The organism is Stenotrophomonas sp. STEN063, assembly GCF_056854515.1.
This window is the reverse complement of record NZ_JBXFWF010000047.1, coordinates 14,610-39,067: the sequence shown is the minus strand read 5'-3', so window position 1 is coordinate 39,067 and position 24,458 is coordinate 14,610. Positions and strand designations below refer to the sequence as shown.

At 63.8% G+C, this 24,458-nt stretch carries 23 protein-coding genes; 13 read left to right on the top strand and 10 right to left on the bottom strand.

Annotated elements, in window-relative coordinates; translation table 11 throughout:
* Positions 1-246 precede the first annotated feature (246 nt).
* From AC1VWL_RS13150 to AC1VWL_RS13140, 3 genes are read right to left on the bottom strand one after another with little or no spacing between them, the layout of a single operon-like run.
* Positions 247-753, bottom strand: a complete 507-nt coding sequence (locus AC1VWL_RS13150; protein ID WP_296247456.1) for a hypothetical protein — start codon at positions 751-753, stop codon at positions 247-249.
* A 46-nt stretch (positions 754-799) separates the two neighbouring features.
* Positions 800-1,159: a hypothetical protein gene (locus AC1VWL_RS13145; protein ID WP_296247458.1), complete on the bottom strand. Its 360-nt coding sequence runs from the start codon at positions 1,157-1,159 to the stop codon at positions 800-802.
* Positions 1,156-2,343, bottom strand: coding sequence for a class I SAM-dependent methyltransferase (locus AC1VWL_RS13140; protein WP_482986988.1), 1,188 nt, complete (start codon positions 2,341-2,343; stop codon positions 1,156-1,158). Before AC1VWL_RS13140 ends, AC1VWL_RS13145 begins: the two co-directional genes overlap by 4 nt.
* A gap of 493 nt (positions 2,344-2,836) precedes the next feature.
* On the opposite strand from AC1VWL_RS13140, the gene AC1VWL_RS13135 reads away from it, so the two are divergent.
* Both AC1VWL_RS13135 and AC1VWL_RS13130 read left to right on the top strand, forming a co-directional pair.
* Positions 2,837-3,661, top strand: coding sequence for a DUF1838 family protein (locus tag AC1VWL_RS13135; RefSeq protein ID WP_482986987.1), 825 nt, complete (start codon positions 2,837-2,839; stop codon positions 3,659-3,661).
* A gap of 89 nt (positions 3,662-3,750) precedes the next feature.
* Positions 3,751-6,186, top strand: coding sequence for a TonB-dependent receptor (locus AC1VWL_RS13130; RefSeq protein WP_482986986.1), 2,436 nt, complete (start codon positions 3,751-3,753; stop codon positions 6,184-6,186).
* A 122-nt stretch (positions 6,187-6,308) separates the two neighbouring features.
* On the opposite strand, the gene AC1VWL_RS13125 is transcribed toward AC1VWL_RS13130, so the two are convergent.
* Positions 6,309-6,602 (bottom strand): hypothetical protein, encoded by a 294-nt coding sequence (locus tag AC1VWL_RS13125; protein ID WP_482986985.1) that lies wholly within the window; start codon positions 6,600-6,602, stop codon positions 6,309-6,311.
* Here AC1VWL_RS13125 and AC1VWL_RS13120 point away from each other — a divergent pair.
* From AC1VWL_RS13120 to AC1VWL_RS13095, 6 genes are all read left to right on the top strand, one after another.
* A complete protein-coding gene (locus AC1VWL_RS13120) occupies positions 6,567-7,931 on the top strand; it encodes a flavin monoamine oxidase family protein (protein WP_482986984.1) in 1,365 nt (454 codons plus the stop codon). The two genes, AC1VWL_RS13125 and AC1VWL_RS13120, sit on opposite strands and share 36 nt — an antisense overlap.
* Before the next feature lie 55 nt (positions 7,932-7,986).
* A complete protein-coding gene (locus AC1VWL_RS13115; protein ID WP_482986983.1) occupies positions 7,987-9,159 on the top strand; it encodes an acyl-CoA dehydrogenase family protein in 1,173 nt (390 codons plus the stop codon).
* Entirely contained in the window at positions 9,159-10,166 is a 1,008-nt protein-coding gene (locus tag AC1VWL_RS13110; protein WP_482986982.1) for an NADP-dependent oxidoreductase, read from the top strand. The genes AC1VWL_RS13115 and AC1VWL_RS13110 overlap by 1 nt, the downstream gene beginning before the upstream one ends.
* A gap of 9 nt (positions 10,167-10,175) precedes the next feature.
* Complete coding sequence (locus AC1VWL_RS13105; RefSeq protein ID WP_482986981.1) at positions 10,176-11,756, top strand: alpha/beta hydrolase; 1,581 nt, start codon at positions 10,176-10,178, stop codon at positions 11,754-11,756.
* A gap of 14 nt (positions 11,757-11,770) precedes the next feature.
* Positions 11,771-13,327 (top strand): FAD-binding oxidoreductase, encoded by a 1,557-nt coding sequence (locus AC1VWL_RS13100; RefSeq protein WP_482986980.1) that lies wholly within the window; start codon positions 11,771-11,773, stop codon positions 13,325-13,327.
* Positions 13,328-13,608: 281 nt separating this feature from the next.
* Positions 13,609-14,469 (top strand): PA4780 family RIO1-like protein kinase, encoded by an 861-nt coding sequence (locus tag AC1VWL_RS13095; protein WP_296247480.1) that lies wholly within the window; start codon positions 13,609-13,611, stop codon positions 14,467-14,469.
* A 620-nt stretch (positions 14,470-15,089) separates the two neighbouring features.
* On the opposite strand, the gene AC1VWL_RS13090 is transcribed toward AC1VWL_RS13095, so the two are convergent.
* From AC1VWL_RS13090 to AC1VWL_RS13065, 6 genes are all read right to left on the bottom strand, one after another.
* On the bottom strand, positions 15,090-15,527 hold the full coding sequence (locus tag AC1VWL_RS13090) for a hypothetical protein (protein WP_482986979.1): 438 nt from the start codon (positions 15,525-15,527) through the stop codon (positions 15,090-15,092).
* An 88-nt stretch (positions 15,528-15,615) separates the two neighbouring features.
* Positions 15,616-16,041: a hypothetical protein gene (locus tag AC1VWL_RS13085; protein ID WP_482986978.1), complete on the bottom strand. Its 426-nt coding sequence runs from the start codon at positions 16,039-16,041 to the stop codon at positions 15,616-15,618.
* 75 nt (positions 16,042-16,116) lie between these two features.
* Positions 16,117-16,419 carry a hypothetical protein gene (locus AC1VWL_RS13080; protein ID WP_482986977.1) on the bottom strand — a complete coding sequence of 101 codons (303 nt, stop codon included), beginning with the start codon at positions 16,417-16,419 and terminating at the stop codon, positions 16,117-16,119.
* 229 nt (positions 16,420-16,648) lie between these two features.
* Positions 16,649-16,855: a hypothetical protein gene (locus AC1VWL_RS13075; RefSeq protein ID WP_481614591.1), complete on the bottom strand. Its 207-nt coding sequence runs from the start codon at positions 16,853-16,855 to the stop codon at positions 16,649-16,651.
* A gap of 1 nt (position 16,856) precedes the next feature.
* Positions 16,857-17,306 (bottom strand): 3-dehydroquinate dehydratase, encoded by a 450-nt coding sequence (locus AC1VWL_RS13070; RefSeq protein ID WP_481614592.1) that lies wholly within the window; start codon positions 17,304-17,306, stop codon positions 16,857-16,859.
* A 3-nt stretch (positions 17,307-17,309) separates the two neighbouring features.
* A complete protein-coding gene (locus tag AC1VWL_RS13065) occupies positions 17,310-17,720 on the bottom strand; it encodes a hypothetical protein (RefSeq protein WP_482986976.1) in 411 nt (136 codons plus the stop codon).
* Between the two features lie 193 nt (positions 17,721-17,913).
* On the opposite strand from AC1VWL_RS13065, the gene lepB reads away from it, so the two are divergent.
* The 5 genes from lepB (at position 17,914) to dld (ending at position 24,218) form a co-directional block, all read left to right on the top strand.
* On the top strand, positions 17,914-18,534 hold the full coding sequence (lepB, locus tag AC1VWL_RS13060; RefSeq protein WP_482986975.1) for a signal peptidase I: 621 nt from the start codon (positions 17,914-17,916) through the stop codon (positions 18,532-18,534).
* A 369-nt stretch (positions 18,535-18,903) separates the two neighbouring features.
* Positions 18,904-20,562, top strand: a complete 1,659-nt coding sequence (lldP, locus tag AC1VWL_RS13055; RefSeq protein WP_482986974.1) for an L-lactate permease — start codon at positions 18,904-18,906, stop codon at positions 20,560-20,562.
* Positions 20,563-20,616: 54 nt separating this feature from the next.
* Positions 20,617-21,381 (top strand): transcriptional regulator LldR, encoded by a 765-nt coding sequence (gene lldR / locus AC1VWL_RS13050; protein WP_482986973.1) that lies wholly within the window; start codon positions 20,617-20,619, stop codon positions 21,379-21,381.
* 3 nt (positions 21,382-21,384) lie between these two features.
* Positions 21,385-22,524, top strand: coding sequence for an FMN-dependent L-lactate dehydrogenase LldD (lldD, locus tag AC1VWL_RS13045; RefSeq protein WP_282268288.1), 1,140 nt, complete (start codon positions 21,385-21,387; stop codon positions 22,522-22,524).
* The gene (dld, locus tag AC1VWL_RS13040; RefSeq protein ID WP_482986972.1) at positions 22,521-24,218 is read left to right on the top strand and encodes a D-lactate dehydrogenase; all 1,698 of its coding nucleotides are present in this window, start codon (positions 22,521-22,523) and stop codon (positions 24,216-24,218) included. The genes lldD and dld overlap by 4 nt, the downstream gene beginning before the upstream one ends.
* Positions 24,219-24,458: the final 240 nt, after the last annotated feature.

The following is a 24,458-nucleotide window of genomic DNA, read 5'->3' as shown; positions in this document are numbered from 1 at the left end:
CAGTTGCAGTTGCAGTTGCGGTTGCCGTTGCCGTTGCCGTTGCGGTTGCAGTTGCAGTTGCGGTTGCCGTTGCCGTTGCCGTTGTTGCTTCTCCCGCTTGCGGGAGAAGGTGCCACGAAGGGGCGGATGAGGGGAGCTTCTAAAGCTTCAAAAGCTTTCAAAGCGTTGGGCTCGCTTGCCAGGAGCTTCCCCTCACCCCAACCCCTCTCCCGCGCGCGGGAGAGGGGCTCAAGCAACAGCTGCAGATCAGATCGGGTCGCCGTTGAAGCTCTCGCCCTTGATCTTCTGCCAGTCGCGGCTGACGAACTTTTCATCGATCAGCGTGCGCTGCACCAGCACGCCGTTCTTGTACCAATGCCAGATGCGGTTGCGCAGCTGGCCGCAGTCGGAAAGCTGGATCATTTCGTACAGCTCAAGGCCTTCTTCGCCCTTGCGCTTCCAGTACAGCATCACCGTGCGGTGGTAATCGTCCAGCGGCACTTCGGCGGCCCAGCCATAGATCAGCTCGTTGTCGAAGATGACGCGGCCGAATTCATAGCGGGTTGGGAAGTCACGTACTTCCACCTTGCCATCGGCCCAGCTGTAATGGTTGGTCTGGTGGTACGGCACGTTCTCGTCGGCGGGAAAACGGCAGATCAGGCGCGACTTGTGCTCGTCGATCTTGTCGCCGTTGGCATCGTAGTAGCGGTAGACGCCGTCCCAGACGCCTTCGTGGCGGGCCAGCAGCGGCAGGTGCAGTTGCATGTTCGGCATTGCGGTTTCCTGTGGTCGTATTGATGTCATCAGTTGAGGCTTGGCCTCATTCGTTGCGAAGTGCATCCATCACTTCTTCCATCGGCACGTCCATAGCACCGCCTTCCACTGCCTCGGTTTCCTGCTGCACGATGCGCAGCACCCGGGCGATGTATTCCTTCATCCACAGCGTGCGCTGTGCCTCGGCCTCGCGGTCCGGGCGGAACTGGTCCAGTTCCTCGCGGCTGAGCAGGCCCTTGTGTTCGATCAGGCGCTCGAGCGCGTCCAGGCGTTGATGGGTAACCGCGTTCTCCATGGCAATGGCCATGGCGATGGACAGCACCCGCTCCACGTCCGGGTCCTTGAAGAAATAGGGACGCTTGCCACGGGCGCGGCTGCCGGCCAGGGCGATCGGATCGATGCTCATGCTTTCCAGGCTCCAAACATGGTCCACAGCGCGGCACGGCCGTGGTCTTCGCCGCTCTCGCTGGCGACCGGGAAGATGTCCCGGTCCACCACGCCGCGGACCTTGGTTTCGAAATAGCGCTCGGCATCGAAGCCGGCCGCGGCCATCATCTGGCGCAGGTCGTACTCGTGCATCACGCTCCAGAACGGCTCGTTGTTGTTGTACGCATCCCAGTCGCGGATGAACTGCTCGTAGGGGTCCATGCCGTGGTATTGCGGTTGCTCCAGATGCGCGGTCAGGCCGCCACTGGCCAGCAGGCGCTGGATCTCGCGCAGCTTGCGCGGCATCGCCGTGGCCGAGCTCTCGTGCCAGAACATGGCGGTGGTGATCAGGTCGAACGAACCATCCGCATAGTCCAGCGCTTCACCATTGGCCTGGCGGAACGTGATGTTGTTGATACCGAGCGCACGGGCGCGGGCATGCGCATAGCGCAGCATCGGCGCGGCCACGTCGATGGCGATCACTTCGGCGTCAGGGAAGGCCTGCGCCAGCGGCACGATGTTGTGGCCGACGGTGCAGCCGATGTCGAGGATGCGGCGCGGCTTGAAACCGGGATGTTCTTCCTGCAACCACTGCGCCAGGGCCTGGCCGCCGCCATCGTTGTAACGGCCAAGCATGCCGCCGGTGGTGGCGAAGATGCCGCAGTCGTAATTGGCGGCGGCGGAGACGTCATCGGCCAGCAGCTCGGTGTGGTAGCCGCCGGGCATGCAGTGGATGTCGACCGCACTGGAATAGCGCGGCACCTGCACCGAAGGATCAAGTTGCAGGCCGTCGTCGCTGGCGTTCAGTGCGCGCGTCTTCTCGATCAGCGCATCCACCTGTTTGAGCACCAGGCCGCGACCGGCCTGCTGGCGCATTTCCATGCTGCTGCGACGCAGGGCACTCCAGGTCTGGTAAATCGCATCGCCGGCCATCGCCTTGCGGACTTCGTGACGGGTTTGCGGGGCGCGTCCTTTCTCCTTCTCGAACGCCGGTTTTACCCGGCCTTCGTAGGCGGCTTTGACCTTGGGGCTGAGCTGGGTGGCCAGGTAGCCATTGAGGTTGGCCAGGAAGTCGAAGCGGGCGGTGTCATCCAGCGCGCTGTCAGGGAAGACCGCATGGCGGCCCACGTGCTGCCAACTGGGGGGCAGGGCTTGCTGACTCATGACGACTCCTCGGGAGGCTTCAAGTTCTAAAGTTATATCTATATGTCATGTAGGTCTGGTTGGGGTCAAGCACCGGGGTAATACCTGTGCGCTTGCCCCTTGTATCAGCCGCAACCCCTGTCGGGACGGCCTTCCCGTGGACCGAGCAAACGACCCAGGTCCCGAATCTCTCAAATGTCCGGACAAAAATCCAGTACCCATTTTCACGGCCCGGACGGGGGCTTTTCTGTTGCAAGGCAACATCCTGCGCAGTCCTGGCCATGCCCACTGCAGCGGTGTTTTCGCGCCCTCCAGCAGGGCTGCGGGGTTGGCGACAAAGGTCTTACAAATGATTGGACAAACATGTACTAATGATATAGCTATATGTCATCTTTGATGGGCCCACTGGCCTGTCTTCCGTGGTCCGGAGCAGGCCAAGGCACTGGCTTCATCGCTCCATTTCAATCGGGGGTTGGACGTGATTCGAATGTCATCGGTTTTGCTGGCTGTCGCAATGGCACTTTCGCCACAGGCAAAAGCGCTGGATCTGCAGTCCGAACAGGGCAGCGTCGAGGCAATGGTCAAGCTGCGTTGCTCGTTGGACCCCAGGCAGGAAGAGATCCTGTGGTGGGCCGGCACCTTGTTCGCGCAGGAGCCGGGCAAGAAAGCCGCACCGCTGATGGGCTTCGAGGGCTACAACATCTGCCGTGCCGAGAAGCAGGCAGATGGTGTTTGGCGCCTGTACACGCGTGAGCTCACGTTCTACCGCGACCTGAAGACCGGCAAGATCATCGACAGCTGGGACAACCCGCTGTCCGGCGAACGCAACGAGGTCGTGCAGGTCGCCAACGATCCGGTCAACACCGTGCTCAACGCGCCAGGCCGGCCGATGCACCTGCCATGGGTGGAAGCCGGCGACCAGGTGATGCTGACCCTCAACATTCCGTTGGCCTATCCCAATCCGCTGCAGCCGGCCGAATTCCCCGCCGAGTCCAGTGGCCCGACCTACATGGGCTCGGAGCATTTCATGTTCTTCGCGCCACGCGCGGACCTGGAAAACCCGGCGTTGAAGAGCGTGCCGGTCACCTATGGCTGGACCCGCATCGGGCCGTGGCTGCCATGGATGAAGCTGGGCATGCGCCCGGGCAGCCTGTTGTACATCGCGCAGGGCAACAAGCGCGCATCGGTCAGTGAGCTGCCGGCCGATATCCAGGAACTCGTGCGTAGCCGTTACCCGGAATACGCACGCGCACCCGAAACCTGGGTGCAGCCCAACGTCACCAGCTGGAGCGCCTACAAGCAGCTCAAGCAGGGCGCGGTGGCGAAACAGCAGGACTGAAGTACGGAAACACCGGACGGAACCCTCCCCCAAGACGGCGCATCCATCCTCCCAATCCATACCGAACACACCTTGCAGTCGGGAATTCCATGAAAACCATCAAGCCAGACCTGCTGTGCTCCTCGATCGCGCTCGCGCTGCTGCTGTGCGCGGGCAGCGCTGCCGCTGCCGACAGCGATCAAGCGCCCGCGCCGCCGGCAGCCAATAGTGACGCCGTGCAGAGCCTTGACCAGATCACCGTGACCGCGCGCGGCGTGTCCGAGCCGCTGCAGCAGATGCCGCTGCCGATCACCGCCATGTCCGAGCAGACCATCGAAAAGAAGGGCCTGACCGATGTGCGCGACATCGCCAACCTGTCGCCGAGCTTCTCGTTCAAGTCCGGCTATGGCCGCGGCTTCGACCGCCCGGTGATCCGTGGCATGTCCAATATCCAGGGCGAGGCCAATGCCTCGTTCTTCATCGACGGCATCTACGTTGAAGGTGACATCTCAAGCTATGGGCTGGAGAACATCCAGCGTGTGGAAGTGATCCGTGGCCCGCAGTCGGCGGCCTTCGGTCGTCGCACCTTCTCCGGCGCGGTGAACTTCATCACCAAGCGGCCGGGCAGTGCGCCGGGCGGCAAGCTCACCCTGGGCGCTGGCAACTACGGCCAGGAAAAGATGGGCCTGTTCTACTCGGGCGGGAATGAAGACGGCTCGTTCGGCTACGACCTGAGCTTGAACAAGCGTGGCAACGATGGCGTGTTCTACAACCAGGCATCGGGCAGGAAAGATCTCAACGGCACCGAGACCATCAGTGGCATGGCCGCCATCGCCTGGTCACCGACCGATTCACTGGACATCACCGCAAGGGTGATGAAGCAGAAGAGCCGCGACCAGCACTTCGCCGCCGCTCGCCTGGGCAGCGACAACCTCAACTGCTACCTGCCCGAGTACACCGGTGGCCTGTACTTCGGCCTGTATCCGATCCTTGAATCGCGCCGTCGCGGCTACTACTGCGGTGAGCTGAAGGAACCGTCGGACTATGCGCTGAACACCAGGGAGTTCGAGACCGCAGGTTATTTCTCCGGCCGCAAGACCGACCTGCTGCGCACCAGCGTGGTGGTGGACTATCTGTTCGCCAATGGCTGGAACCTGACCTCGACCTCGGCTTACAACAAGAGCGAAACCTACGCGGCCAGCGATCAGGACTACAGCGCCATCCGTGGCTACGGCGGCGCGTTCGAGAGCTTCGCCAACAGCGGGGTCAAGAACTGGTCGCAGGACATCCGTTTGACCAGCGACCAGAGCCTGGCGGTATCGGGCATGCTCGGTGCGTACTACTACGAGCAGAACGCGCAGCCGGGCTGGGGCGGCGACCTGACCGGTTACACCATCGGTGGCAGCAAGGTGGTCACGCCGATCCCGACCAATCCGGACGATCAGACCGTCAACAAGGCGCTGTACGGACTGATCAACTGGCGCATCAACGAGCAGTGGACCACCTCGCTGGAAGGCCGTTATGCGCGCGATGAAATCAGCAAGGGCGGTACCGATGTGCGCGTGCTCGGCGCAAACACCTATCGGCAGTCGTATGCGCTGGACAAGACCTTCAGCAGCTTCACCCCGCGTTGGACGCTGAGCTACCAGGCGCGTGAGAACGTGAACCTGTACGGGCTGGTGTCCAAGGGCAACAAGCCGGGCGGGTTCAATACCGACGTCTACCGCGCCGACTTCCAGGAGGCCGATCGCGACGCGCTGATCGCGCGTGGCTTGAACACCTACAAGGAAGAAGAAGCCTGGAACTACGAACTGGGCATGAAGAGCGATTGGCTGGATGGCACCCTGCGCATCAATGCCAACCTCTACCAGATTGACTGGACCAACCAGCAGCTGACCGAAACCGGTCCGGTGACCCGCAAGAACGGCTCGCTGTTCTCCACCAGCTACACCACCAATGTCGGTGAATCGCGCATTCGCGGTTTCGAGCTGGAAAGCCAGTGGGCGTTCGCGCAGGGTTGGCTGGCCAGCCTGGCGTACTCGTTCACCGATGCCGAGATCCTGAAGTTCATCAGCCAGGACCAGGCCGATCTGTTCTCCAGCAGCAATGCACCGACCCTGGCTGACCTGGCCGCCGATGCCGCTGGCGCCACCCTGCCGCGCGTGCCCAAGCACAAGGCAACGCTGGGCTTGATGTATGACGGTGCGCTGTCCAATGGCTGGGAATACACCGCCAACATGGACGTCAACTACGAAGGCAAGCGCTACATCCAGGTCGACAACCTGGCGTACATCGGCGCCTCCACCCGCACCAACTTCCGTTTCAGCATCCGCCCGACCGAGCAGTTGCAGGTCTCGGCCTACGTGACCAATGCGTTCAACGATCGCACCCTGGAAGACGCGCAGCGCACCATCAATCCGGACGCTTACGTCGCCGTGCCGGCAGTGCCGCCGTTGACCGGACTGGCGGTGACCAACCTGCGTGACTTTGGTTTGACGCCTTCGCTGCCGCGTATGTATGGCGTTGAGGTTAGTTACAAGTTCTAAGGGTTTTGCGTGGGCTGGGATGTCTCGCGGCGTCCCAGCCCGCGTGTAATGGGCTTTACCGATGCTCCATCAGATCGTCATTCCCGCGCAGGCGGGAATCGCTCTGGCTTTGGCTTTAGAAATCAGGCATGGCGTGCAAGAGCAGCGGCAAGAGCAAAGGCAAGAGCGATGACCCGACATTCGTCGGTTGAAAACCCCGCCTGCGCGGGAATGACGGCATCCAAAGCAAAAGCAAGTAAAGCAAAAGCAAGTAAGGCAAAAGCAAGTAAGGCAAAAGCAAGTAAGGCAAAAGCAAGTAAGGCAAAAGCAAGTAAGGCAACCCCGCACCCCCGCAGGCAATCCCAATGCAACGACGCGATTTCATCAACGGAGTTTCTGGCATGGCTGCACTTTCGCTGCTGCCTGGCTTGCTGCACGCCAAGATTTCCAGCAGTGACGTCATCGTCGTAGGCGCCGGTCTGGCCGGTCTGTCCGCTGCCCATGCCCTGGAAGCCGGTGGAGCCCGCGTCACGGTGCTCGAAGCCAATCCGCGCGTGGGTGGCCGCTTGCAGACCGTGGTGCGCAATGGCATCCGCTTCGAAATCGGTGGTGTCGAAGTTGGGACCGCCTATGTACGTGTACACGCCCACGCCAGGCGTGTCGGTGTCGGCATCGTGCCTCCGTCGGCTGCGTTGCCGACCGCTGCCGGTCTTGGCCTGGCCATCGGCGATACGCTGGTGCCGGCAAAATCCTGGGGTGAAAGCCCGCTCAATACCCTGCAAGGCCGCGAGCATGGCCTGTTGCCGCCGATGCTGCTGGCCACCGCGATTGCCGAGCTTGGCCTGCCGGCCGTCGACAGCTGGCGCGATCCGGCCAATCTCTCGCTGGATATCCCACTGTCACAGCTGATCGCCAGCAAGGGCTGGTCACCGCAGGCGTTGCAGTGGATGGATATCGGCAACAGCTTTTCTTCGCTGCACTCGATCAGCGCGCTCGATGCATTGCGCCGCGATGCGCTGCGTCGGTTCGGTTCCAAGGGTACCGGTTGGGTGCAGGGCGGCAGCCAGACGCTGCCGGAGGCGATGGCGGCATCGCTGTCGCAGCCACCGCTGCTCGATGCACAGGTCACCCGGGTCGAGTCTGTTCGCAGCGGCGTGGAAGTCCGCTGCGCCGATGGCCGTCGCTTCCGCGCCGCGCATCTGGTGCTGGCCCTGCCCAGCGGCCCGCTCAGCCGCATCGTCATTGACCCGGCGCCGCCGGTTGCACAGCAGCAAGTCTGGTCGGCACGTCGTTCCAACGCCGTCACCACCATCCACCTGCAGCCCACCCGCAGATTCTGGGAAGACGACGGCCTGCCGCTGTCGCTGTGGGGCGATGGCCCGCTGCAGCGCGTGTTTGCCGTGCCCGGCGCCGATGGCCAGATCAACCGCCTTATCGTCTGGCTCAACGGCGCCATGGCCCAGCAGGCCGACACGCTGGACCGCGAGGCTCGCTTTGCCTGGGTCATCAATGCGATGGAGCGTCTGCGGCCGACGTCCAAGGGCGCGCTGCTGCCGCTGGAGACCCGCAGCTGGGGTAATGATCCCTTGTCCGACGGCGCGTTCTCTGAGATTGCGCCGGGTCATTTCGCGCAGACCCTGCGCTGGGCCAACACCCCGTTCGGGCGCATCCACTTCGCCGGCGAGCAGACCGAACTGCAGGTTCCGGGTATGGAAGCGGCCGTTACATCGGGCGAGCGTGCAGCTGCAGCAATTCTTTCGGCCTGATTGAACTACCTTATCCCCTACCTTCCGGGCGCGGATGCGCCTTCCAGAGACAGTAATGAGCCTGAAGACACTGAACCCCTACGATTTGTTCGACGTGCGTTCGCTGCTGAGCGAGGAAGAACGCGCTGTACAGGATTCCGTTGCCCGTTTCACCGACGAGCGCGTGCTGCCCATCATCGGCGACTGCTTCGACCAGGGTCGGTTCCCGGCCGAGCTGATCGGCGAAATCGCCGACATGGGTCTGCTTGGCAGCTCGCTGCCGGAACAATACGGCGGCGCCGGCTTGAACAGCGTCAGCTACGGCCTGATCTGCCAGGAACTGGAGCGCGGTGATTCCGGCATCCGCAGCTTCGTCTCGGTGCAGAGCTCGCTGTGCATGTACCCCATCTACGCCTACGGTTCGGAAGAGCAGCGCATGCGCTGGCTGCCGGACATGTCGCGCGGCAAGGTGATCGGCTGCTTCGGCCTGACCGAAGCCCATGGCGGCTCCGATCCGGCCAGCATGAAGACCCGCGCAGTGAAGGACGGCGGCGACTGGGTGATCAACGGCTCCAAGATGTGGATCACCAATGGCTCGGTGGCCGACATCGCCATCGTGTGGGCCAATACCGACGAAGGCGTGCAGGGCTTCGTCATCGAGAAGGGCACGCCGGGCTTCACCGCCCAGGAGATCAAGCACAAGATGAGCCTGCGCGCCTCGGTGACCGGTGCGTTGTTCTTCGACAACGTGCGTGTGCCCGACGCCAACCGCCTGCCCAACGTGAAGGGTCTCAAGGGCCCGCTGGGCTGCCTCACCCAGGCCCGCTACGGCATCACCTGGGGCCCGTTGGGCGCGGCCATCGCCTGCCTGGACGAAGTGCTGGCCTATACCAAGGAACGCATCCTGTTCGGCCGCCCGGTGGCCGCCACCCAGAGCGCGCAGATCAAGATGGCCGACATGGCCCGCCGCATCACCGCCGGTCAGTTGCTGGTGCTGCAGCTCGGTCGCCTCAAGGACGCTGGGCAGATGCAGCCGCAGCAGGTCTCGCTGGCCAAGTGGAACAACTGCCGCCTGGCCATCGACATCGCCCGCGAATGCCGTGACCTGCTCGGCGGCGCCGGCATCACCACCGAGCACGGTGCGATCCGCCACGCGCTGAACCTGGAATCGGTGATCACGTACGAAGGCACCGAGACCGTGCACCAGCTGGTGATCGGCCGCGAGCTGACCGGCATCAACGCGTTCTGATGATGGACGGCCTGCACACGACAATGCAGGCCGTCTGCCTGCGGAGCATCCCGCAGGGCCCGCCACAGCTGCAGGACTTCGACCTGCAGCAGCTGCCGTTGCCGAGGCCAGGCGACGGCCAGCTGTCGGTGCAGGTGCAGTGGTTGTCGCTGGACCCGTTCCTGCGTGCGCAACTTGGTGGCCGCTATGCGGTGCCGTGCCCGCCGCTGGGCAGCATCGTGCCGGGCTATGGCATCGGCACGGTGATCGAGGATCGAAGCGGTCGCTTCCAGATGGGCGAGGTGGTCACTGGCATGACCGGTTGGGCCGAACAGGCCGTGCTGGATGCGAGTGCCACAACGCTGATCGATGCGGGCTTGGCGCCGCTCAGTACTGCCGTTGGCGTGCTGGGCATTCCCGGGCTCACCGCGTGGGCGGGTGTGCGCAGGATCCTGCAACCAAAGCCCGGACAAACCATTCTGGTCTCCACCGCCGCTGGTGCGGTTGGCAGTGTCGTCGGCCAGCTGTGCAAGGCCGCGGGTTGCCGCGTGGTCGGTATCGCCGGCAGCGCGCAGAAGTGCGCCATCGTCACCGATGATTTTGGCTTCGACGCCTGCGTCAGCTACCGCGATCCGGATTTCATCAATGCGCTGCGTGCAGCCTGCCCGGACCGTATCGACGGCTACTTCGACAATGTCGGCGGTGTGGTGCTGGAAGCGGCGTTGTCATTGCTGCGCCTGCATGCGCGCGTGGTGCTGTGTGGGCTCAGTGATCAGTACAACCGCGCGGAGCGCCCGGCCGGACCCAATCTCGGGCCGGTGATTGGTGCGCGCGCACGCCTTGAAGGCCTGGTGGTCTACGACCACCTGGCCGACTTCGCGCAATGCCGCAGCGAACTGGCGCAGATGATCGCCGCCGGCACGCTGCGCTACCGCGAACATATCCACGACGGGCTGGCCTCCGCGCCGGCCGGTTTCATCGGCCTGCTCAATGGCGAGAACCTGGGCAAGGCACTGGTACGGCTCTAAGGAACAGGCATGACCCAGATCCAGCGCCGCTTCGCTTCCGTCAATGGACGGCAGGTGCACTACCGTATTGCCGGCAGCGGCCCGGCGCTGTTGCTGATCCACCAATCGCCGCAGAACTCGCGGATGTGGGCAGCGATGCAGCAGCGCTACGCCGATCGCTATACGGTGATTGCGCCGGATACGCCTGGCTTCGGCTACTCCGATGCCCTGCCCGGCAATCCAATGACGATTGCCGAGTTCGGCGCGGCCACACTTGCGTTCGTCGACGCTATCGGCCTGCAGCGCTTCGCGGTGTTCGGCATGCATACCGGCGGGCTGATCGCGACCTGGCTGGCCTGGGCCAATCCCGAGCGCGTGGCAGCGCTGGTGGTCGATGGCTACGCGGCTTTCACCGCGCAGGAAAGCGCACTGTATGGCGATGCCTACCTGCCGCCGTTCGTGCCGCAGTGGGACGGCTCGCACCTGCGCTGGCTGTGGTCGCGCATGCGCGAGCAGAAGTATTACTTCCCGTGGTACGACGGCCGCGCCGACGCGGCGATGATGATTCCGCCACAGACCACTGAAAGCACCCGCGAAACGGTGATGGATGTGTTGGATGTAGGCGACACCTACCGCGCCGGTTATGCGGCGGCGTTCCGCCACAACGATCACTTCTGGCTGCAGCAGCTGCAGATGCCTTCGTGGCTGGTCTACCGCCACGGCGATCCGCTGTTGGCGCACCGACCGCGCCTGCACGGTCTGCCTGACAACGTCACCGTGGTTGAAGAGCCCGCCGGCATTCCGGCGATGCTCGACAGCATGGATGCGTGGTTGGCGCAGACCTTGGCGGCCGAGCCGGCCTTCGTTGCCGGCAGCGCGGGTGCAGCGGCGGACGACCGTTGGCAGCGACGCATCATCGCCACCGCCAGCGGTGACATGGCGGTCTGGGAGCGGGCAGGGCAGGGGGCCATGCGCCTGTTCCTGCATGCGCCCGGCACCCGCCCGCTGGTGCCGCAACAGCTTGATGACGATGACAGCGCGTGCCTGCTGCCGGACCTTCCCGGCCACGGTGCCTCCTGCGAAAGCGATGCCGGGCTGGATGCTGCCAGTGTGGTCGCTGCCTTGTTGGACGCAGTGCGCGGCAGCGCCGAGCTGCCGTTGCTGATCGAAGCGCATGGCGCTGCTGCTGGCTACGTTCCTGCGCTGGTGGATGCGCTGGGCGCGCGGGTCAGCGAAGTCGTGCTGCACTCGCCTTGGCTGCTCGATGCCGAGGAGCAGGCGCTGCTGTTGCAGGGCTTGCCCAGCACCGTCATCGACCGCGCCGGTGGCTATCTCTGCGATGCCTGGCAATGGGAGCGCGAGCGCCACTTGCTGTGGCCGTGGCTGGCGCCAAGTGCCGCTGCGCGCCGTCGTGTGGATGCGCCAGCGCCTGCACTGGTGCATGCCAACGTTGTTGAACTGCTGCGCCTGGGCAATCGCCTGCACGGCCTGCTGCGCGATGTCACCGCCCCGGATCTGGCAGCGCGCCTGCGTGCCTTGCCGGTGCCGCTGCGGGTGATCACCGATAGCGAATCCGATTACCAGGGGCGCGCCGCCGCCCTGTCCGCCTGAACCGAAGGACCCCCATGAGCAACGACACCGCCACCGCCGTCATCGCCACGCTGCAGTCCAGCTGGGGCGGCAGCATCGTCACCGATGCCAGCGAACTTGAGTATTTCGCCACCGATGTCTATTCACAGGGCAAGCCGCTGCTGGCGGTGTTGCGCCCGAACAATGCGCAACAACTGGCCGCTGCGGTCAAGCAACTCACCGAGGCCGGTGTTGCGGTGATCGCACGCGGTGGCGGCATGAGCTACACCAGCGGCTATACCGCCGCGCAGAGCCCAAGCGTGCTGGTGGATACCAGTTCGCTGGACAACATCGTCGAGATCAACCTGGAAGACGCCTACGTCGTGGTCGACGCCGGCGTCACCTGGCGGGCGCTGAAGGACGCGTTGGACGCCAAGGGCGTGCGCACCCCGTACTTCGGACCGATGTCCGGTTCACACGCCACGGTCGGCGGCGGCATGTCGCAGGGCGCGATCTTCCACGGCACCGCGCGCTATGGCTGTTCGGCTGATGTGGTGCTGGGCCTGCAGGTAGTCACCGCCAATGGCGACATCCTCACCACCGGCTCGGCGGCAGCCGCCAACACCGCGCCATTCTTTCGCTGGTACGGCCCGGACCTGACCGGCCTGTTTCTCGGCGATTGCGGTCTACTCGGTATCAAGACCCGCATCGTGCTCAAGCTGATCCCCAAGCACGCGTATATCGACTACCTGTCCTGGCAGTTCCCGACCGCCGATGGCCTGTTTGCCGCACTTGGCGTGCTCGCACGGCATGGACTCGCCAGCGAAACGGCGGCCTTCGATCCGGCCCTGACCCGCGTGCGCATGCGCCGCGCCGGGCTGTCCAGCGACGTCAAGGCGCTGGGCAATGTGATCAGGAAGGGCGGCCTGATCTCCGGCCTGAAGCTGGCGGTCAAGGGCCGCGATATCGTCGACCAGGAGCAGTTCTCGCTGCATATCACCCTGGAGGGCGACAGCGCTGCCGAGGTGGCCGATCGCGTCACTCGCGCGAGCAAGCTGGTGGGTGAGTTTGGTGAAAGCATTGAACCCTCCATTCCCAAGATGATGGCCGCAAATCCATTTGCCGCCTGGAACTCGATGCTCGGCCCGCAGGGCGAGCGCTGGGCGCCGGTGCATGCGCTGGTGCCGCATTCCAAGGCCACCAGCATGTTCAATGCACTCCAGGAACTGTTCGCGCGCGAGCAGGAAACGATGGACAGGCATGGCATCTTCATTGGCACCTTGCTGTCCAGCGTGGGCGCGCAGACGGTGGTGATCGAGCCCTGCATCTATTGGCCGGACAGCCACAACGCCTTCCACCAGCGCACCGTCGATGCCGATCACCGCGAGCGCATCGGTTGCCCGGGTGAACACCTGGAAGCACGCGCCGCGGCTGATGTGCTCAAGCGGCAGATCGCCGACACCATGCGCGCACATGGCGCGGCCAACCTGCAGCTGGGCAAGTTCTACGACTACCGCGCCGGCCGCGACCCGGCCGCGCTGGCGGTGCTGGACGCGGTCAAGGCCCAGCTCGATCCCAAGGGCCTGATGAACCCCGGCGTGCTGAGCCGCTAAGGCGAGGCGTTAGCCCCTCTCCCTGCGGGAGAGGGGTTGGGGAGAGGGTAGGCGCAGCCCGTTGGGCAAACCGCCTTCATCCCAAGTTACCCCCGGTCAACGGCCAGGCCCAACGCCTGGCCGTTCGCGTTCGTGCCATCAGAACCATTCACTCTGAACCCGTGGGTGCTGCCATCGCTGGCCGGTTTCCGTACCATCGGCAACAATATGCCGGCCTGATCCCACCCGGACGGCCCACGTTCGATGCAGATCGAGCCGCCACCCGCAGCCACCGAGACACCGTGAAAACACCCCAACAATTGCAGGTACTGATAGACGACGGCGTCATCGACGAGGTCCTGCGCCCGCTCAAGAGCGGCAAGGAAGCAGCGGTTTACGTGGTTCGCAGCGGCGACGAGATCCGCTGTGCCAAGGTCTACAAGGACATGGCGCAGCGCAGCTTCCAGCAGCGCGTGCAGTACCAGGAAGGCCGCAAGGTGCGCGGCAGCCGTGAGGCCCGCGCCATCGGCAAGGCCAGCAACTACGGCCGCAAGCAGGCCGAAGCGGCCTGGAAGAACACCGAGGTCGACGCGCTGTACCAGCTGCGCGACGCCGGCGTGCGCGTGCCGGAGCCGTTCGGTTATTTCCACGGCGTGCTGGTGATGGAGCTGGTGACCGACGCCGAGGGCTTCAGTGCCGCGCGTCTGGGCGAGGTGGAACTCAGCGCCGGGCAGGCGCGCGAGTTCCACGCCGTATTGGTCCAGCAGGTCAAGCTGATGCTGTGCTGTGGCCTGATCCACGGCGATCTGTCGCCGTACAACGTGCTGGTCGGGCCGGATGGCCCGGTGGTGATCGATTTCCCGCAGGTGGTCAGCGCCGGCGGCAACAACGCCGCCCGCACCATGCTGCTGCGTGACGTCAACAACCTCACCGCCAACCTCGGCCGCTGGGCACCGGAGCTGCTGGAGACCTGGTACGGCGAGGAAATGTGGGAGTTGTTCCAGGCCGGCGATCTGCTGCCGGATACCGTGTTGACCGGCGAGTTCACTCCGGACGAGCGCGCGGTGGATCTGGACAGCGTGCGTCACGCCATCAACGACGCCCGCGAAGAAGCGCTGATCCGCCAGCAAGGCCGCGAAGCCGCCGCCGAAGAAGACTACTGAGGGTAGTGCCGAGCCATGCTCGGCAGAGGCTTCACGAATGTAGTGCCGAGCCATGCTCGGCAGAGGCTTTCCCAGCGATCCATAAGCTTTGCAGGAGCGGCGTAAGCCGCGAAGCCCTCAACGCTCGAAAGGCCGCAGCCAACCCCTCCCCAACCCTCCCCTTTGCTGCGCAAAAGGGAGGGAGCAGCAGCGGTAGTGCCGAGCCATGCTCGGCAGAGGCTTTCCCAGTCATCCATCAGCTTTGTAGGAGCGGCGTAAGCCGCGAAGCCAGCAACGCTGGAAAGGCCGCGGAGCCAACCCCTCCCCAACCCTCCCCTTTGCTGCGCAAAAGGGAAGGAGCAGCAGCGGTAGTGCCGAGCCATGCTCGGCAGAGGCTTGTCCAATGTAGTGCCGAGCCATGCTCGGCAGCGGCTTCCCCAGGCATCCATCAGCTTTGTAGGAGCGGCGTAAGCCGCGAAGCCAGCAACGCTGGAAAGGCCGCGGAGCCAACCCTTCCCCAACCTCCCCTTTGCCGCGCAAAAGGGAGGGAGTAATGCGGTAGTGCCGAGCAATGCTCGGCAGAGGCTTTACCGGCAAGGCATCTGCCGAGCATGGCTCGGCACTACAGAACCGTGCAGGCCTCACTCATCGCCCAGCGATGATTCCTCGCGCGGATCGGCCAGCAGGAAAGCATCATCGCCCGCAGCGGAAGTCACCCGCGCAGTGCCGCCATTGCGCAGCTCCCAATGCCAGGTCTCGTACGCGGTGGTGAGGGTGCCGCGCACATAGCAGGGCCCATGCAGGAAGAAGTCGTGTTGCTGGCGCGGGGTGATCAGCACGGCTTGGCGGAAGAACGCACGCACCTGCCGGGGATCCGGTTTGAATCCATGACACAGCAGCGCGTCGCGCTCGTTGTCCACGCCACTCTCGGTGACCGTGATGTTGGAGAGCGTGCCCAGTGGACCGGGCTGTGTGGCACATGCGCCCAGCAGCAATATGCCTGCCAACAATAGGCCGCGGCAGGTGCGCTGCCCTGTGTTCGTCGTCGGTAGCAAAGTGTGGCTGATTCCATTCGTCACGGTGGTGTGTTCCTTTGTTGGGCAGTGCTCGCGCACGGCGCGAAGTCATGCCTGCCGTTGCCTGGTTGTCGAGCGATTGGCAGGTGTTTCAGGGTTCGTTCCCCTCCTGCAGCTGGTAGTGTCCCGGTGCCCCAAGCACCACATTGAACACGCGCGACTCGTGCGAATAGGCATGGACCAGATGCAGCTGCAACGAGGCATCGTGCAGAGCCACGGTGCCGCTGCGGTTGGGGCACGACCAGAAGCCGTCCGATGCTTCCGCCAACGGCAGTTTTTCAACGGTAGCGAAAGGCTTTGCAGGAGCAGCTGCGCTCAGCCATTCAATCCAGACACGGCAGGAAACGTGCTCGAAGCCAACATTCTCCAGGCGCACCCGATAGATCCCCTGCTGTTGCCCTGACTGCCAATGGCCGGCGGTGACGATGGCCAATGTGGCTGCTTCATCCTGGGTATCCGCCGCCGCAGCCGGTGCAACGGCAAGCAGCAACCACAGCAGCATGGAATGACTATTCATGTCAGGGATCGTCCTTGGGAATCGAATGCGTGCTTCAGGTTGGCGTGTACACGCCCACGAGCCGATGATAGCGAATCACGGACTGGAATCCGGTTGCCAGCGGGTGGTGGCATGGACGAAGCCATGGCAGCGGTAGTTCGGCCCTTCGCAGGAGATCTGCGCGGTGACCCGTGTTGCGTCCTTGGCGAAGGTATAGCAGGCCACGGAAACTTCTCCGTTCACGCTCAAGATGGGCGCTGCAGATGGGCCGTAACGAAGCGAGAGCGCCTTCTCCAGTTGCTCACGGCAGGGATCAAAGTCCAGTTCCGAGCTGAAAACCAGCTGTTCCAGGATGTGGTTTGGCGCTTCCGAACATGCCTGCACCAGTTCCGTCTCCATATCGAATTCCCGGCCCAGCGCGAAACCGTTGAGTAGAGGCATGTGGAGTCGAAGACCTGCAGTTCAAAGAGGGCAGGCCGAGTGTATTGGGCGAGGCCCAACTGCGAAAGCGCGCCAGATGGCAGCATGTAGTGCCGAGCCACGCTCGGCAAGGGGCTTTCCAGGCAATCCACCCGTAGTGTGCAGGAGCGGCGTAGGCAACGAAGCCGGTGGAAAGGAACACCATTCGCTACAGCCGACTGATCATCTTCAACCGCACCTGCGCCGAAGCAACATCGTGTCGCTGCGCCGCCGTCGCACACAGATGATCCAGCAGCAGCTGCGGCTGCAACAGCATCGGATCTGCATCCTGCAGATGCACGGCCAGATGCCCCCACCAGAACGGGTGGCCATCCAGATAGACCTCATAGCCAACGATGTAGCGATGCGCATCCATCTCAGGTGCCTACATGCACGCGGTCGCCGACATCGCTGCAGCACAGGTGTTCAAGTGCCAGTTCCATGGCCAGTACATAGCTTTGCGCACAGTAGCCCTGGGCGATGCCAAGACGATGGCCAAGATGCTCCGGCAGGCAGGACTGCGGCGCGCCGCTGGTATCCTCGTGAACTTCCACGTAGGCGTTGCGTAGGCGAGGCAGCAGTCGCTGCAAGCGCTGGCTGTGCACGCAGGCCGCTGGTGCAAGCAGGATCACGTCGTCCTGGTTGTGGTCGGCAGCGCATAGCGCGTCCAACAGCTCCTGCTCGGAATGGCAGTTGCGTTGCGCGACGCTGATGCCGACATCGAGTGCGCGATGCACCAATGCATTCATGACTTGACGTGGCAGCGGCACGGCAGCTTGCAGCAGTGCATCACAGGCATCGGGCCCACGTACGATGAAGATCGCCATGGCTCAGCCACCTTCTCCATTGCTCAGCAGGCGTGTGGCAATGGCCAGCGACAGATGTCGCGCCTCATCGGTACCAGTGCTGCAGACCACCACCGCAGTTGCAGCGTGGTGCGGATGCAGATGGGTCTCCAGCGTATCGGCATCATCGCTGGCGATTTCGATGTACGGTGCCGACAGGGCGTCCAGGGCGTTGCATACGCTGCGGCCGTGCAGCGTCCATTGCGCCGCGTCGGCTGCGCTGTTCTCGATCAGCACCCAGCTCGGCGCATGCTGCCGTGCGTGCTGCAGGCATTGGGCCAAAGCGGGCAATGAGGCGCAGTACAGGCATTGCAGCGGCTGCCCTGCGAGCTGTGCAGGCAGGAAGGATGCATCCGGCATTGGCTTCTGGGTGTGCCGGATCAGTAAAACGCTCATGTAGCACCATGTTCAAGCGCCGTGCGGCGCGGTGGTGCCACGATGCGCTGCAGCCGCGTCAAATCGCGATGGTGGCTGGGCGTGGCGGCGTAAAGTCTGCGTAGCAAGTGCGTGGACCGGGCGCCGGCACCACGGGGAACTTCGGCCGCCTTGGACGGTCAATTCGGCTTGACCCCGGAGTTGGTGATCAGCCATGAATGAGACTGCGTCCCTTGCATCGCCCCATCCCGTGCTGGCCTGGCTGCGACGCGAAGCCTTCCCTCTGGCGGTGATGTTGCTGCTGTTGTTTGCCGCCCGCGACAGCCTGGCCAACCACTACCAGGTGCCCAGTGGCTCGATGCAGCCGACCCTGCAACCCGGTGATCGGGTGGTGGTGGATATGCGCGCTTACGGCCTGCGCATTCCTTTCACGGATGTACAGCTGTTGGCGGGGCAGGCACCGCGGCGCGGTGACGTGGCGGTGTTCGATTCGCCGGCCGATGGCACGCGCCTGATCAAACGCGTGGTTGCCGTGGCTGGAGACCGTGTGCAGCTGCACGACGGCTATCTGTCCATCAATGAGCAGCCGCTGCGTCAGGATGTGGCGCAGGAGTTGTTCGGCAACAAGCAGGTGCAGCTGGACTTGCGTGATGGCGGTGGCCCGGACATCAATGGCATCACCATTCCGGCTGGCAAGCTGCTGGTGGTGGGGGACCATCGCGGCGATAGTTTTGATGGGCGATTCTTTGGATTGGTGGATGCCGATACGGTTTATGGCAAGGCGGTGGCCGTGTATTGGCGACGCGGTGATGGGCCGGAGTGGCGGCGTTTGTAAGTGGCGATGGCGATGAAGAAGCCGGCACGGAGACGTGCCGTTTTTTTTGCCTTCGCTTTTGTCTTTTTTGTGGGAGCGGCGTCAGCCGCGAAGCTGACAGCAATACAGCCTTCCTTCTGTCTGCCATTGCATCCATGCAGTTCGCCGGCACCACTGGTTTCGCGGCTGACGCCGCTCCCACAAAATCCTTATTTAATTGGTAATACCAATAGTCCTAACTAACCCTATGGTCTAATAGGATCTTCGCGAAAACGGCGATTCAATCGCGGTTCGTTGGTCAGGCAGATTGAATATTGGTAATACCAATATTCGCGACCGCCGCCATGCCACCTGCGGGTGGGCCGCCTTTCGCCTTTGACGAGAACCTGCATGCAGCCCTGGGAACAACTGTACGACCCCGCTGGCAACCTCTGGCTGTCCAGCCTGATCGCGCTGTTGCCGATCGCTTTCTTCTTCGTTGCCTTGGCCGTGCTGCGCATGAAGGGCTGGCTGGCCGGCACCATCACCGTCGCCATCGCGCTGGCCGTTGCATTGCTGTTCTATCGCATGCCGGTGTCGCAGGCCTTGGGTGCAGCCGGTTTCGGCTTCCTGTACGGGCTGTGGCCGATTGCCTGGATCATCATCGGCGCGGTGTTCCTGTACAAGGTGTCGGTCAAGACCGGCCAGTTCGCGATCATCCGCGCGTCGATCCTGTCGGTGACCGAAGACCAGCGTCTGCAGATGCTGATGGTCGGCTTCGCCTTCGGCGCCTTCCTCGAAGGTGCCGCAGGTTTTGGCGCACCGGTGGCGATCACCGCCGCGTTGCTGGTCGGGCTGGGCTTCAAGCCGCTGTATGCCGCCGGCCTGTGTCTTATCGTCAACACCGCGCCGGTGGCCTTCGGCGCGATGGGCATTCCGATCATCGTCGCCGGCCAGGTCACCGGTCTGGATGCGTTCGAGATCGGGCAGATGGCCGGCCGCCAGCTGCCGTTCCTGACCATCATCGTGCTGTTCTGGATCATGGCCATCATGGATGGCTGGCGCGGCATCAAGGAAACCTGGCCGGCGGTGCTGGTTGCCGGTGGTTCCTTCGCCATCGCGCAGTACCTGACCTCCAATTTCATCGGCCCTGAACTGCCGGATATCACTGCCTCGCTGGCATCGCTGGTGTGCCTGACGCTGTTCCTGCGTCGCTGGCAACCCAAGCGCATCTTCCGCTTTGAAACCGAAGCCAATGCTGACGTTGCCGCGCAGGCATCGGCCGCACCGCGTTACAGTGCCGGCCAGATCGCCAAGGCGTGGTCGCCGTTCCTGATCCTCACCGCGATGGTCACGCTGTGGAGCATCAAGCCGTTCAAGGCATTGTTCGCCACCGGTGGCCCGCTGGAGAGCTGGGTGCTGAAGCTGCCGGTACCGGGCCTGGACCAGCTGGTGCAGAAGATGCCGCCGATCGTGAACGCGCCCACCGCCTACGAGGCCGTGTACAAGTTTGATGCCATCTCGGCCACCGGCACCGCGATCATGCTGGCGGCGGTGATTGCGATCATCTACCTGCGCATGCCGGTACGTGCGGCGGTGCGCACCTTTGGTGAGACCGTCAATGAACTGAAGATGCCGATCTACTCGATCGGCATGGTGCTGGCCTTCGCCTTCATCGCCAATTACTCCGGCTTGTCGGCAACATTGGCCTTGGCGCTTGCGCATACCGGCAAGGCCTTCACCTTCTTCTCGCCGTTCCTGGGCTGGCTGGGCGTGTTCCTGACCGGTTCGGATACCTCGTCCAATGCCTTGTTCTCGGCCTTGCAGGCGACCACCGCGCAGCAGATCGGTGTGTCCGAGGTGTTGCTGGTTGCGGCCAATACCACCGGCGGCGTCACCGGCAAGATGATCTCGCCGCAGTCCATCGCCATCGCCTGTGCGGCGGTGGGCCTGGCCGGCAAGGAATCTGACCTGTTCCGCTTCACCGTCAAGCACAGCCTGATCTTCACGGTAATGGTCGGCCTGATCACCACCGCGCAGGCCTATTGGCTGACCTGGATGATTCCCTGAGCCATGGCCGCGCGCATCCGCCAACGCAGTGCAGCTTCGGGCCACAATGTCGGCATGAGTACGCAACGTATTTCCGACAAGGTGGCCGCGCAGCTGCGCGTGCTGGTGGACGAACAACAACTGCAGCCGGGTGACCGGCTGCCTTCCGAGCGCGCACTGGCGGTGCAGCTCGGGGTCTCGCGCACGGCGCTGCGCGAGGCGATTGCCCAGCTTGGCAGCCAGGGCCTGCTGGTGGCGCGGGTTGGCGGCGGCACCTATGTGGCCGAGCCGGCTGCACGTGCGCGGCAGGCCTTGGATGAGCCGCTGGTGCCGTATCTACCGCTGTTCCAGGGCGATCCGGAATACCGTTTCGACGTGCTGGAAATCCGTCACGCGCTGGAAGGCGCAACCGCCTGGCATGCCGCGTTGCGGGCTACCGATGGCGACCGCGCACGCATCGCGCAGGCCTTCCAGACCATGATGGACGCGCATGGCAAGGACGATCCGGCCGGCGAAGCGCGCGCCGACGCCGCCTTCCATCTGTCCATCGCCGAGGCCTCGCACAATCTGGTGCTGCTGCAGGTGATGCGCGGCCTGTTCGAGCTGCTGCAGACCAATATCTCGCAGAGCCGCGAAAAGCTTTACACCGCATCGACGACTTTCTCACCTTTGTCGGACCAGCACCGCGAAATGATGGATGCGGTACTGGCCGGCGACCCCGAGCGTGCGCGTGCCGCAGCGCATACCCATCTTGAGTTCGTGCACACCACCCTGCGCACGCTCGATGAAGACGAGGCACGGCGCGCCCGCGCCTCGCGGCTTCCTTCCCCCCACGGTTGACCCATGATCATCTCCGCCTCCACCGATTACCGTGCGGCCGCGCAGCGTCGTCTGCCGCCGTTCCTGTTCCACTACATCGATGGCGGCGCGTATGCCGAACACACGCTCAAACGTAATGTTTCCGATCTGTCCGACATCGCGCTGCGCCAGCGCATCCTGCGCGACATGTCCGAGCTCAGCCTGGAAACCGAGCTGTTCGGCGAGAAGCTGGCAATGCCGGTTGCGCTGGCACCGGTTGGCCTGACCGGCATGTATGCGCGCCGCGGCGAAGTGCAGGCGGCGCGTGCGGCGGACAGCCGCGGTATTCCGTTCACGCTGTCGACGGTGTCGGTGTGCCCGATCGAGGAAGTGGCACCTGCGATCAAACGACCGATGTGGTTCCAACTGTATGTACTGCGCGACCGCGGCTTCATGCGCAACGCGCTGGAGCGCGCGCAGGCTGCCGGCGTCACCACCCTGGTGTTCACCGTCGACATGCCGGTGCCGGGCGCGCGCTACCGCGATGCGCATTCGGGCATGAGTGGCCCGAATGCCGGCATGCGCCGCATCGGTCAGGCGATGACCCATCCGCGCTGGGCCTGGGACGTGGGCCTGTTCGGCCGTCCGCATGATCTTGGCAACATCTCCGCCTATCGCGGCAGCCCGACCGGGCTGGAGGATTACATCGGTTGGCTGGGCAACAACTTCGACCCGTCGATCTCGTGGAAGGACCTGGAATGGATCCGCGAGTTCTGGAAAGGCCCGATGGTGATCAAGGGCATTCTCGATCCGGATGATGCCCGCGATGCGGTGCGTTTTGGCGCCGACGGCATCGTGGTTTCCAATCACGGCGGCCGCCAGCTGGATGGCGTGCTGTCCACGGCGCGTGCGCTGCCAGCGATTGCCGATGCGGTGCAGGGCGATCTGAAGATCCTCGCCGACTCCGGCATCCGCACCGGCCTGGACGTGGTGCGCATGCTCGCGCTCGGCGCGGACAGCGTGCTGCTCGGTCGTGCCTTCGTCTACGCGCTTGCCGCACAGGGCGAGGCTGGCGTGGCCAATCTGCTGGACCTGATCGCCAAGGAAATGCGCGTGGCGATGACGCTGACCGGCGCACGCCGCATTGCCGATATCAGCCGCGACTCGCTGGTCAACTTGGCATGAGTGCGAACGAGGCACTGTTGGCGCAGCTGCGCGCAGCCGTTGGTGATGCCCATGTACTGACCGGTGACAAGGCCACGCGCCGCTTCCGCAAGGGCTACCGTTTCGGCGATGGCGCCGTGCTGGCGGTGGTGCGGCCGGGAAGCTTGCTGGAGATGTGGCGCGCCTTGCAGGCAGCGGTGCAGGGCGGGGCGGCGATCATCCTGCAGGCAGCCAATACCGGTTTGACCGGTGGCTCGACGCCGGATGGCAACGATTATGGTCGGCCGATCGTATTGATCAGCACGCTTCGGCTGACCGGCGTGCAACTGCTCGATGAAGGGCGGCAGGTGCTGTGCCTGCCCGGCGCAACCTTGGACCGACTCGAACAGACCTTGGCGCCGCTTGGGCGCGAGCCGCATTCGGTGATCGGTTCCTCGTGCATCGGTGCCTCGGTGCTGGGCGGTGTCTGCAACAACTCCGGTGGCTCGCTGGTGCGGCGTGGTCCGGCCTACACCGAGATGGCGCTGTACGCGCAGGTGGATGGTGAAGGCCGCTTGCAGCTGGTGAACCATCTTGGCATTGCCCTCGGCGACACGCCGGAAGAAATCCTGCAGCGCCTGCAGGCCGGCGACTACCAGCCCGCCGATGTGCGCGTTGATGGTGAGCGCGCCGGTTCAGATCCGCGCTATGCCGAGCAGGTACGGCAGGTGGATGCGGCAACGCCCGCGCGCTTCAACGCCGACCCCAGTCGTCATTACGAAGCCGCAGGTTCGGCCGGCAAGCTGGCCGTATTCGCGGTGCGCCTGGACACCTTCGCCAAGGAAGCGGCCGAGGTGTTCTATATCGGCAGCAACAGCACCGAAAGCCTCACCGCGATCCGTCGCCAGCTGTTGACCGGCTTCGAGCGCTTGCCGATCTCCGGCGAATACATCCATCGCGTCGCCTATGACATCGGTGAGCGTTACGGCAAGGACACTTTCCTGCTGATCGACAAGCTGGGCACGGCACGGGTACCGGCCGCATTCGCCTTGAAGAGCTGGGTTGATGGCTGGTTCGAGCGACTGGGCCTGCGTGGCGTGACCGATCACGCGATGCAGCTGCTGACCGGACTGTTGCCCTCGCATCTTCCCAGGCGCATGGGTGAGTTCCGCCAGCGCTATGAACACCATTTGCTGGTCAAGGTTTCTGCACAGGATGCGGCAGCGACCGAGCAGTGGTTGCGCGGCTTCTTCGCCGGGCATGAGGGTGACTACTTCCACTGCACGCCGGACGAAGGTCGCAAGGCCTTCCTGCACCGGTTCGCAGTGGCTGGCGCGGCGGTACGTTACCGCGAAGTGCATCGTGCGCAGGTACAGGACATCGTCGCACTGGATATCGCCCTGCGCCGCGACGACCGCGCGTGGTTCGAGCAACTGCCGGCCGAGTTGGATGCGCGCTTGCTGCACAAACTCTATTACGGTCACTTCCTGTGCCATGTATTCCACCAGGACTACATCGCCCGCAAGGGTGAAGATCCGATGGCGATCGAACACGCCATGTGGAAGCTGCTGGACGAACGCGGTGCCGAGTACCCGGCCGAGCACAACGTCGGTCACCTGTATCCGGCCAAGCCGGCGCTGGTGCAGTTCTACCAGCAGCTGGACCCAAGCAATACCTTCAACCCGGGCATCGGCCAGACCAGCAAGCAGCCGGGCTGGAAGGGCTGCGATTGCTGAGGCGCGAAGCGCTTTGCTAAAGCCCCTCTCCCGCTTGCGGGAGAGGGGTTGGGGTGAGGGGAAGCTTCTAGCTGGAAAACTATGATCAATAGCTATAACCAAAAGCGGAAAGCTAAAAGCTAAAAGCTAAAAGCTAAAAGTTAAAGGCTAAAGGCTAAAGGCTAAAGGCTCCCCTCATCCGCCCCTTCGGGGCACCTTCTCCCGCAAGCGGGAGAAGGGGTTGGTTTCGCTGCCTGTTTT

Coding starts and splice junctions, on each gene's coding strand:
- AC1VWL_RS13150 (WP_296247456.1), bottom strand. CDS start 753: ATGCCGAACATGCAACTGCACCTGCCGCTGCTGGCCCGCCACGAAGGC.
- AC1VWL_RS13145 (WP_296247458.1), bottom strand. CDS start 1,159: ATGAGCATCGATCCGATCGCCCTGGCCGGCAGCCGCGCCCGTGGCAAG.
- AC1VWL_RS13140 (WP_482986988.1), bottom strand. CDS start 2,343: ATGAGTCAGCAAGCCCTGCCCCCCAGTTGGCAGCACGTGGGCCGCCAT.
- AC1VWL_RS13135 (WP_482986987.1), top strand. CDS start 2,837: ATGGCACTTTCGCCACAGGCAAAAGCGCTGGATCTGCAGTCCGAACAG.
- AC1VWL_RS13130 (WP_482986986.1), top strand. CDS start 3,751: ATGAAAACCATCAAGCCAGACCTGCTGTGCTCCTCGATCGCGCTCGCG.
- AC1VWL_RS13120 (WP_482986984.1), top strand. CDS start 6,567: ATGGCTGCACTTTCGCTGCTGCCTGGCTTGCTGCACGCCAAGATTTCC.
- AC1VWL_RS13115 (WP_482986983.1), top strand. CDS start 7,987: ATGAGCCTGAAGACACTGAACCCCTACGATTTGTTCGACGTGCGTTCG.
- AC1VWL_RS13110 (WP_482986982.1), top strand. CDS start 9,159: ATGATGGACGGCCTGCACACGACAATGCAGGCCGTCTGCCTGCGGAGC.
- AC1VWL_RS13105 (WP_482986981.1), top strand. CDS start 10,176: ATGACCCAGATCCAGCGCCGCTTCGCTTCCGTCAATGGACGGCAGGTG.
- AC1VWL_RS13100 (WP_482986980.1), top strand. CDS start 11,771: ATGAGCAACGACACCGCCACCGCCGTCATCGCCACGCTGCAGTCCAGC.
- AC1VWL_RS13085 (WP_482986978.1), bottom strand. CDS start 16,041: ATGAATAGTCATTCCATGCTGCTGTGGTTGCTGCTTGCCGTTGCACCG.
- AC1VWL_RS13080 (WP_482986977.1), bottom strand. CDS start 16,419: ATGGAGACGGAACTGGTGCAGGCATGTTCGGAAGCGCCAAACCACATC.
- AC1VWL_RS13075 (WP_481614591.1), bottom strand. CDS start 16,855: ATGGATGCGCATCGCTACATCGTTGGCTATGAGGTCTATCTGGATGGC.
- AC1VWL_RS13070 (WP_481614592.1), bottom strand. CDS start 17,306: ATGGCGATCTTCATCGTACGTGGGCCCGATGCCTGTGATGCACTGCTG.
- AC1VWL_RS13065 (WP_482986976.1), bottom strand. CDS start 17,720: ATGAGCGTTTTACTGATCCGGCACACCCAGAAGCCAATGCCGGATGCA.
- lepB (WP_482986975.1), top strand. CDS start 17,914: ATGAATGAGACTGCGTCCCTTGCATCGCCCCATCCCGTGCTGGCCTGG.
- lldP (WP_482986974.1), top strand. CDS start 18,904: ATGCAGCCCTGGGAACAACTGTACGACCCCGCTGGCAACCTCTGGCTG.
- lldR (WP_482986973.1), top strand. CDS start 20,617: ATGAGTACGCAACGTATTTCCGACAAGGTGGCCGCGCAGCTGCGCGTG.
- lldD (WP_282268288.1), top strand. CDS start 21,385: ATGATCATCTCCGCCTCCACCGATTACCGTGCGGCCGCGCAGCGTCGT.
- dld (WP_482986972.1), top strand. CDS start 22,521: ATGAGTGCGAACGAGGCACTGTTGGCGCAGCTGCGCGCAGCCGTTGGT.